This is a genomic window from Rhodococcus sp. IEGM 27, from assembly GCF_033142305.1.
Classification (GTDB): domain Bacteria; phylum Actinomycetota; class Actinomycetes; order Mycobacteriales; family Mycobacteriaceae; genus Rhodococcus_F; species Rhodococcus_F oxybenzonivorans.
Window position 1 is genome coordinate 61,321 of the sequence record NZ_JAWLSG010000019.1, and the last position, 9,550, is coordinate 70,870.

Consider the following 9,550-nt stretch of genomic DNA (forward strand, 5'->3'; position numbering starts at 1 on the left):
CGAGGCCTCGCTACCTCTGGCACCGAATGTGAGCTGCAAATCTGGAACCGACAATGCCCGTGTTTCAATCAGCCGCAGACCTGTTATCAGAAGCAAGGCAAGCAATTACAGAAATCGGACGGTTCGTACAGGTTGCGGTGCCGGGCCGATTGGCCTCCGTTCGTTAGAGGTGTTCCTTCCCACGCACGCCACATCGTCGGGATCATGGATGTCCAGCTTGAGCGAAGGAGAAGACCCGGTGCGAGGAAGCATGCGCGTCGGCCGAAACGCGTGGTACGCCAACCGATGAGGCAGCGCCAGTATCTGCTCTCCGGGCGAATCTGGGCGGGGCAATGCGGTCAGAGAATGAGGTCGTCCCACGAAACCACGGAAGATATCCATGCCCGAATAGCAAGTTCAGCGTCAACTGCTGGCGCAGAATCCATTAATTTTAGGAGATTGAACCGGTTCTAGATGGTCGTGGAGTCGAGAAGAACGTTGTCCTTCGTCCCGTCGTGAACGGCAGAGGGTCGCCGCTGCGGGGCAAACCGAACGTGGCCACTGGTTAGCGACCCTGCAGGGGGTGCAGTCGATCTGGCCTGACGATCAACCCGCAATCGCCGACAAGATCCGGTCCGCGACCTTCTTTCGACAAACTAGCAGGTCGGGAAGATAGGGATCTGATTCGTTGTAACGCAGCGTACTTCCGTCGATACGCGAGCAGTGCAACCCAGCCGCCTCCGCCACACCGACCGGCGCTGCATAATCCCATTCCCATAGACCACCGGCGTGCGCGTACGCATCCGCCTCGCCACGGAGTACCGCCATCGCCTTAGCCCCAGCGGACCCCATCTGGATGATCTGCGCGTCGAGCACATTCTCGATTGTGCCGACGAACGCGGGTATTCGGCTGTCGCTAACCACAATTCGAAGCGGGCCCGAAGTCGCCATTCGGGAGTATTTGGCGGTGTCGTCGCTGACATACACCGCACCCATAGCAGGCTGCGCGACAGCGGCGGCGATGATCCCGCGGCCCGCATCCCACAGTGCGACATGCACTGCCCAATCCTCACGCCCGGGCATCCCATACTGACGTGTGCCGTCGAGCGGATCAATAATCCACACCCGTTCAGAGTTCAACCGGGACTTATCGTCGATCGATTCCTCGGACAGCACCGCATCGCCGGGGCGGGAGGAAGCGAGCCTGTCGAGAAGTAGGGCGTTTGACAACTCGTCCCCCATCCGTCCGAGCGCTCGACCGCTGATCGAACCGGCCCGCTCATGGCGGAGCGTCAACAGCAAGTTCCCCGCCTCCACAGCAATACCGGCGGCCAATCTCGCGTCCGTCACATTCCCCGTCGTTTCGCTCGACCAACTCGTCATAGTTCCGATGCTCCCTGCGCAGTGTGTTCGCTGAACAGTATTGCCGTCTAAAGGACACATCACCATCGTTTCTCGCCCGGAAGTTCGTAGGGATCAACGACGGCGATCACGCTCGTGATCTTCACTCTCACGTCGCGTGCAACAGATGTGCCGAATCGATCCCCTCCGCGTCACCACTATCGGCCGCCGGATGGTGTGACTCCGAGGAGAGGGTTGCGCGTCAATGATCTGTCTGCAGGCTTACACCAATCGGTGGATGTGGAGCTCCCGTGGGGGTGAGGGATTCCCTGCCTACGTCCAGAATCGGCTGTCGGGCGGAGGTCATGCTACTGGTCTGAGGTGCGTGGAGCTTTCATGCGAGACGATCGAGGCTAGGCTCCACCACCTATACTGGAGGTGTAGAGAGAACCTCGACCCGATTCTGCTGGGAAGTTGCTCAGTGGAGTGTAAGGGTGGTGAACACGATGACAGAATGTCGGCCCCTGGTGGCACTCAAGGACACGCAGACCGCGCGCGAACATTTCTTGTGCTCCGATCAGCAGGACAATAGTCCCGTGCGGGAGAGCATTCTTACGTCGTGGCGGCGATCGCAGGCGCTGAGGGTGCAAGCTGACCACCTCGACCCGCCCTTCCTGCGTCGACCGGATCTGGACAACCCGCTGGGTGTGGCCGCGGGGCCGGTCCTGCGGCATTTAGCAGACGGATTAGCGGACGAACCAGTCAGCGTGATCTTGACCTCTGCTGACGGAGTGGTGCTCAGCAGAATCGTCCTCAGTCGGTTCTTGTACAAGACGCTCGATGGCGTCCTACTCGTCCCCGGATATAGTTTCGCTGAACAATTCGCGGGTACCAACGGAATCGGTACGGCGCTCGCAACCCACAAACCTGCATTGGTAAGGGGTGCGGAACATTACGCCGAGCGCCTCGACCGGTTCACGTGCGCCGGCTCCCCAATCATCCACCCAATCTCCGGCGCTCTTCTCGGTGCTCTGGACCTGACCGGCCTGCTCGACAACGGCGGGGAACCTCTTCTCACCATGTTGGCCAGATCCGCGACATACGAGATCGAGCGCCGGATACTCGCCATACAATCGTGGGGCGAGGCCGGGATCTCACGCGTCTTCTTACCCCGTTTGCAGGAGGACCATGGCATGGTCGCCGGTGCCCTCGCGACACCACTTGCTGTCGAGGGCCCCGCCCAAAGTGGGGTATTGCTTCCACCTGAAGTGTCAGCCTCCCCCACCCGTCAGCGCAGGATCCAGCAGTATTCCGCATCCCCAGTGCACGTCAACTCCCCCGTGCGCTGGCGTTGCTCAGCAGGACCGCCCCCCGTCGGGCCTCCGACAGAGTCCCGCTCCGCGGAGGCAGCTACGTCAAGCGCCTCGACGGACTGACCTACTTCCGGTCGCCAGCATCTTTGGTCGATGCCTTCCTCTTAGGTTCGACATCGTCCGGATCGATCGCGGACTGCGCTCGACACCTGACAAGCGTGCTCGGATCCGGCGCCGAAGGTCCTTGTCAGAACCTCCGCCAAACCTGTGACACACAGAAATTGAAGGCGAGACCCCTGCCTGTTCCGTGGTGTCTTCAAAAGGGGGTACGGCAGATGTCGGAGCAAGTGGGAGCCGAGTCTGACGCCGGTCGCCGGTGCCCCGCAGGGGGCCGGAAAGAAGTTTCAGAGCGCACGTTTCATAGGGTGGAGCGGTATATGGTCCGATCGAAGTCGGCCAACACTGTGTCGATGAAGAGTTTAGGCACCGTTGGCCACGGTGACCGCAACTGATGATGCACGTGGTCCTCATTGAGCAGGGCGATGAGTCGGCCGATCTGCGGGTTCTCGTCGCACACGATCCGAACCAATCCGAGTTCGGCGCACTTGGCCACCAGGGGAATCACCTCGTCCTTGGCCTGCTCGAGGCGACCTGCCGCAGATAATGCGGCGACATGGCCGAGCTGCGTCCGCAGCAACGCTCTCGGGCGATCCTGTGACAGTAGATTCCGCAATAGTTTCTCGGACCGCCTGCAGGCTTCGGCGGACGCGCCGCACGCGAGTAACACGCGGATCGCGGAGTCCGCTTCCAGCTCAGCGGTGATGGTCGCGATTCCGCCCGCACCGGTTCGCAGCACGCCGGATGAGTCCGGGTCGACATCAGATGGTTGGGGCTTCTTGTCTCGCTCGGCAGTAAAGTCAAGTCCCAACCGGATCCGCTCATTCTTGATCCGCGCGGCCAGCCGCGGAAGTCCAAGGGTGTGGGCGATTCTGGCTCCTTCGTCGAGTCGGCTGGATGCCCCTTGGTGATCGCCGCGGAGGGCCTTGATCCGAGCTCCGGTGCCGTAGGTGACAAGCATGAACTCGACCAGACCACCCTCGGAACCGAGTCGATAGCTCTCATCGAGCAGTTGTTCTGCCTCATCGATATGGCCCTGCTCATACAGCAGATCTCCGAGGACCGCGCCGGCGAGGCGTGTGGCGTACGAACGGCGTCCACTCGATCGTTGTGCCAGTTCGAGGGCCTGGCGAAAGTAGGATTCGGCCGCCTCAATATCGAGTTGCTCTTTGGCAGCTATCCCGGCGAAACAATACCCGTACATGGGGACGAACGGGCCGATGGTTCGCGCATGGAATGGCGCTGCCCAGTCCTGCCACCGACGTGCCGCGTCGAAGTCGAAGTGATAGATCGCCTCGAAGGACGCTAGGTCGGCGGCGACTGACAAGACGAACGGACGCAGTGTGTCCTGCCGTACGAGGCAGTCCGAGACCCGTTGATCCACACCGTCGATCCGGTCTTCGAAGGCGGCAGCGACGCCTCGGATGAGTGAGGACTCGACCAGCATGTCTGAGAGGTTTCCGCCCGTCGCGGGCAGCCTGGCGAGGGATGCATCGGCGGACTCCATCGTCGTCTGTACCACCGCGGGGGCGTGGTGCAGCAGGACGTGCGCCCAGGCCTCGGCGAGCTTGAGACGCGGCCGATAGTTCACCAGCTGTGATGGCACCTTGGCGATCAAGCCCAGCAATGTGGCCATCTGGGAATGCTCGATCAGCCCGGAGGCGTGATCCTCGATAAGATCGACTGCCCGGTCCTCATCACCCGCTGCCAGCGAGTGATCAACTGCTTCGCTCGATTGTCCGTCATCGGCGAACCAGTGCGATGCGCGACGGTGAAGTTCGGTGAGTCGCTGTGGGTGGTCACGCTCCAGACGACGCTGCAGGAAATCGGCGAACAGATGGTGATAGCGGAACCACTTCCGGTCCTCGTCCAGAGCATGTAGGAACAGATCGCGCTCCTCGATCTCTTCGAGCAGTACCTGTCCCCGATCGACCTGGGCGAGCGCCGAGGCGAGGTCACCACATATTCGCTTGCTCACAGACGTAGCCAGCATGAACTCAAGAATGTCCGGCTCAAGGGTATTCAGAACGTTCTCGGCAAGATACTCGGCTACGCCGCGCTGGCGACCCGACAGGTGGCTGATGAATTCGGTGGGGTCGGCTCGACCGCGCAAGGACAGGGACGCCAATTGCAGGGCGGCGATCCACCCGTCGGTGGACTCACACAGATCCGCGACATTCTCCGGTTCGAGCGCCAGACCACCGATGTCGACAAGAAACCGTTTGGATTCGTCGACGTCAAAGCGTAAGGCGACCGAATCAATTTCCACCAGCTCGTCTCGCACGCGCATCCGGCCGAGCGGAAGACCAGCCTGGGTCCTGCTGGTCACGACAATTTGAAGGTGATGGCAGCCGTTGTCGAGCAGAAATCCCATCGCGTCGATCGTCGCGGAGTCCGTCACCCGGGACCAGTCGTCGATGACGACGACCAGTCGCGTCCCGCGGTCATGGATCTCGTTGAGCAAAGATGTGAGTACGTAGCGTTCGGCCTCGTCGCCTTGTTCCTCGAGTGCCGCACCCAACGCGCCTGCCAGGTCGGAACGGACGCGGCGGATTGACTCGACCAAATGCGCCAGGAACCACACCACGTTGTTGTCGTCAGAATCAATGCTCAGCCACGCTACATGCACCCCCTCGTCGGCGAGTGCGTCACGCCATTGAGAAGCCAATGTGCTCTTCCCGAACCCTGCGGGGCCGTGGATCAAGATCAACCGACGCCGGTGGGCGTCGTGTAGCCGCTCGACGAGTCTGTCGCGCTCGACAAGTGCTCGTGTCGGGGTGGGGGGCCGGTACTTGGTCGACGCGCTCGGTGGCCTCCTCATTGGATACCTGTGCGAGCGTGTCGGATACCGTCGTGATCCCTCATCAAGCTGGGTGGCCTCGCCGCCAGATTCCTTTGATGGGCTCCCAGACGATTTCGGGGAGGGCGGTTCTTCGAGCCCCCGTGCGGCCGCGAGCGGAATATGGTCGACATCGAGGCCGTGGCGGCGTTGCAGCTCGCGCAGTTGCTCCCCGAATTCGGCTGCGGAGGTGGGACGGTCGGACGGATCACGTGCCATCGCCTGCTCAACAGCGGCGCACACATCATCGGGGATGCCTTCGCGCGGAATCTTGGGAACCTGTTCGGCGGATATCCGCAGAAACTGGGACACGAGGCGCTCGCCCGATCGTCGTTCGAAGGCCACGTGCCCGGTGATCAGGCAAAATAGTGTGGCACCGAGACCGTATATCTCGGAGGCGATGGTCGGGGATTCACCAGCGAGCACTTCTGGTGCGGTGAAGGCGGGAGACCCGGTCACCACACCGGTGCCCGTCTCGAAGCTGGAAGGTACGCGGGCGATGCCAAAATCACTAAGCTGAGGCTCTCCGTACTCCGTGAGTAGGATGTTTGCGGGCTTGACATCGCGGTGCAGTATCCCCACCCGGTGTGCAGTCTCGAGGGCGCCGACCAGCTTGACCCCTACACGAAGTGCCTCATGCCACCCCAGTGGACCGTCCCGACGAATCGACGCATCCAGCGAATCCCGCCGGTGGTAGGGCATGACAATGTATGGGCACCCAGTTGAGGTCACCCCGGTGTGAAGGACGTCGACGATATTGGGATGGCCAGAAAGGCGTCCCATTGCCCGCTGCTCGCGGAGAAACCGAGCACGGCTGTCGCTGTCGAGGTTTGCCGACAGGACCTTGACCGCGACGACGCGGTCAAGCGCACGCTCAAGACACCTGTACACGACCCCGAACCCCCCTTGGCCGATCTTTCGGGCGTCTCCGTAGCCCTCCGATTCGAGTCCGGCCACAACAGGAGCGCTCAGGTGGCGCGCATCTACACCCGGTTCAGAGTCGGTCACGAGCGACTCCCCTGCGCGTTGCGATACAGCTAACATCGTCCCACGACCATTATGCCTGCCGGATGTTGGGTTGCTCCCAGCGTCGATGACCTGTCCATCGCCGGCGGGGTGCCGTCGCCAACACTCGGCACCGATCCGGCGGTCGGCAACCTGGTGTCCTGTCTGCTCCGTTTGCGTCGGGGACTTGGTTTCCTAATCGCGCAGTTGTACTGCGTCTCGTCGATCGCCATGTTCGTCGATCGCCATGTTCACTGTCGGCATCCGCATCCGATGGCCCACGGGCAACGTTGCTCGTCCCGTCCGCATTAGCCGTCGCTGAGTCGGGCCGCGGCGCATGCCGCGCGTTGTGCGCGTCCTAGCCCCTACTTGCCGCGGATGGCGTCGAAGACTTTCGGGTCGACCAGGGTGGAGGTATCGCCGAGGTCGCGGCCTTCGGCGATGTCCTTGAGCAGGCGACGCATGATTTTGCCGGAGCGGGTCTTGGGTAGTTCCGGGACGACGGTGATCTGCCGCGGCTTCGCGATGGGGCTGATTTCCCGCGCGACCTCGGCTTTGAGTTCGGCGATCAGGTCGTCGCCGGTGTTCTCGACGCCTTCGCGGAGGATGACGAACGCGACGATGCCCTGGCCGGTGGTCTCGTCGGCGGCGCCGACGACGTGGCCTCGGCGACACCGTGGTGGCCGACGAGGGCGGATTCGACCTCGGAGGTGGAGATGCGGTGGCCGGAGACATTCATGACGTCGTCGACGCGGCCGAGGACCCACAGGGCGCCGTCCTCGTCGTACTTAGAGCGTGTCTCATGTGGATGAAGTGACTTGTGGTGCATTATGTGACTCGTGGTAGATGAGTTGTCTCTGCGGTTGGTGCCGGATGCGTTGTGGGAGATCGTCGAACCGTTGATTCCGCGCTTCGTCTCTCGCCCGCAGGGAGGTGGCAGCGCCCCGGTGGATGACCGGGCGGTGTTCACCGCGATCGTGTACGTGCTGACCAGTGGATGTGCGTGGCGCCATCTGCCGCCGTCGTTCGGGGTCACCGTTCCCACCGCGCACCGCCGGTTCACTACGTGGGTGGCGGCGGGGGTTTTCGAGAGACTGCATGGTGAGGTGCTCGACCGACTCGGTGGGGCCGGCGAACTGGACTGGTCGGCAGCGATCCTGGATGCGGCGAGCGTCCGGGCGAAAAGGGGGGCTCGCTGACCGGGCCGAGCCCGGTCGATCGGGGCAAGAAGGGCTCAAAGATTCACGTCCTATCCGACTCGAACGGGATCCCGCTGGTGGTCGATGTTGCCGGAGCGAACACCCACGACAGCACCCTGCTGCAACCGATGGTCAGCGCGATTCCGGCGGTGAAATCCAGGCGTGGTCCGCGCCGCCGCAAACCCGGCAAACTGCGGGCCGACAAGGGCTATGACTACGACAAGCACCGTCGGTGGCTGCGCCAGCAGGACATCGTTCCGCGCATCGCCCGACGTGGCATCGATAAGAATGACCGGCTCGGCAGGTATCGGTGGAAGGTCGAACGCACTATCGCCTGGCTCACCGGCTACCGACGCCTGACCATCCGCTACGAACGCCACGGGGAGCACTTCGCCGGATTCCTCCACCTCGCCGCCGCACTCACCTGCTTCAAGAAGCTCTCCATATGAGACACGCTCTTAGTGGTCGCGCTCGTAAGTTCGTCGGGGGTCAGGCCGCGCGGGGCTGGGCGGAGGTGTGCTCGGTAATGCGGTGGGCAGGTTTGTGGTCGTCGAGCCTGGTCAGGACGTCGGACAGGTCGGTCGTGGTGAACTTCCATTTGAACGGCTGAGCGGCCTGGTTGTAGCGGGTCTCGAAAGCGGACAGGCGGGCAGCACCCTCGTCAGTGCCGGTCAAGTTGTTGGGTGAGAACACTTTTCGTTGGACAACGGAGAAGAAAATCTCGATCTGGTTCAACCAGGACGCGTGGACGGGTGTGTGCACCATTACGGCATTGGGGAACTGTTCGGCGAGGCGATCGATTGCAGCTTGTCCACGGTGAGACGAGCCGTTGTCCACAATCGAAGAACACCCGGTCAGCGGAGGCGTAGGGCTCCTGGGTCATGACCGGCTCGACGAGACGGGCGAACGGAATGATGCCGGTGGTGTCCTCGCAACGACCGAATATGTGGGCGCGGTGCACATAGTAGGCGGCCAGGTAGGCGACCGCACCGCGCCGGTAATAGGCGTGGTTGACCCGCACCGCTCGGGACTTGCCGGGCGGGAGTGTGGGGTGACACCGGCAGCGGGCCTAGATCGAGGTCTTCTCATCGGCGGAGATCACGTAGTCGTTGCCGCCCCGTCCCAAGTGCGGGCGTCAGGTCAGCACCCGCGCGGCTTTGGCGACGAAGCCGGGGTCGGTGATGAAGATCCACGACCGGAACTGCCAGGGTTTGAGGGCGTCCTCCGACAGCCACCTGCGCATCGTGGCCGGCGATCTGGGTCGGGCGGAGCGGACTGCGCACGGTTGGTCCATGTCCCTGTGACATGGCGCCCGTGCTGGCGGCCATTAGGGTGTCACCTCCACGAGATCGAACCGGGAATGCAGTTCTGCCCAGGTAGCAGCGTGTCGGCCATTGCAGTATCCGTTGCCCCCGCCGGGCAGCCAGGTGCGCATCAGATCGTCGCGCACGGCGGGTCGGTCGGCGGGTTCGCGTGTGTTACTCAAGGCGGCGACGAGCCAGACACGCGCGGCGGCGGCAATCGTATATGCCGGCGTTGAGCTTGCACTGTGCCCGTTCGAGATAGTCATGACGGTCGGCCTTTCCACATTCCGGCTCGCTGTTCCACGGTGGGAGTCAGGGGCGAACTTCGAGGACCTGCGGCGCCTTGGCGGCTATGGGGCCACGGCGGGGGGCGGGTACGGGGCAGGCGTCGACCGCCTCCGCGACCACCTGCGGCTCGGCGGACGGGGCGGGCCGCCAGCCCTGCTCCCACCG

Annotated in this window: 4 protein-coding genes and 2 pseudogenes; 1 reads left to right on the forward strand and 5 read right to left on the reverse strand. The window is 62.9% G+C overall.

The features are described 5' to 3' along the window. Positions 1-591: 591 nt before the first annotated feature. The 3 genes and pseudogenes from R4P95_RS32000 to R4P95_RS32015 form a co-directional block, all read right to left on the reverse strand. Positions 592-1,362 (reverse strand): annotated as a pseudogene (locus tag R4P95_RS32000) (3'(2'),5'-bisphosphate nucleotidase CysQ); the annotation flags it as partial. A gap of 1,689 nt (positions 1,363-3,051) precedes the next feature. Next, complete coding sequence (locus tag R4P95_RS32005; protein WP_397517786.1) at positions 3,052-6,633, reverse strand: protein kinase domain-containing protein; 3,582 nt, start codon at positions 6,631-6,633, stop codon at positions 3,052-3,054. A gap of 326 nt (positions 6,634-6,959) precedes the next feature. Next, a pseudogene (locus tag R4P95_RS32015) lies at positions 6,960-7,387 on the reverse strand (AMP-binding enzyme); the annotation flags it as partial. A 46-nt stretch (positions 7,388-7,433) separates the two neighbouring features. Here R4P95_RS32015 and R4P95_RS32020 point away from each other — a divergent pair. Then, positions 7,434-8,242 (forward strand): IS5 family transposase gene (locus tag R4P95_RS32020; protein WP_317747822.1). Its coding sequence is split into 2 segments (ribosomal slippage): positions 7,434-7,781 and positions 7,784-8,242, totalling 807 coding nucleotides; the frame shifts between segments, so codons are not numbered across the junction. A 40-nt stretch (positions 8,243-8,282) separates the two neighbouring features. On the opposite strand, the gene R4P95_RS32025 is transcribed toward R4P95_RS32020, so the two are convergent. Further along, the gene (locus tag R4P95_RS32025; RefSeq protein WP_317747821.1) at positions 8,283-8,630 is read right to left on the reverse strand and encodes a transposase; all 348 of its coding nucleotides are present in this window, start codon (positions 8,628-8,630) and stop codon (positions 8,283-8,285) included. 490 nt (positions 8,631-9,120) lie between these two features. Further along, complete coding sequence (locus R4P95_RS32030; RefSeq protein WP_159929277.1) at positions 9,121-9,363, reverse strand: hypothetical protein; 243 nt, start codon at positions 9,361-9,363, stop codon at positions 9,121-9,123. Positions 9,364-9,550 lie beyond the last annotated feature (187 nt).

Bases quoted from the DNA above. Each gene is read 5' to 3' on its own strand.
- R4P95_RS32030 (WP_159929277.1), bottom strand. From the start codon at position 9,363: ATGACTATCTCGAACGGGCACAGTGCAAGCTCAACGCCGGCATATACG.
- R4P95_RS32005 (WP_397517786.1), bottom strand. From the start codon at position 6,633: ATGTTAGCTGTATCGCAACGCGCAGGGGAGTCGCTCGTGACCGACTCT.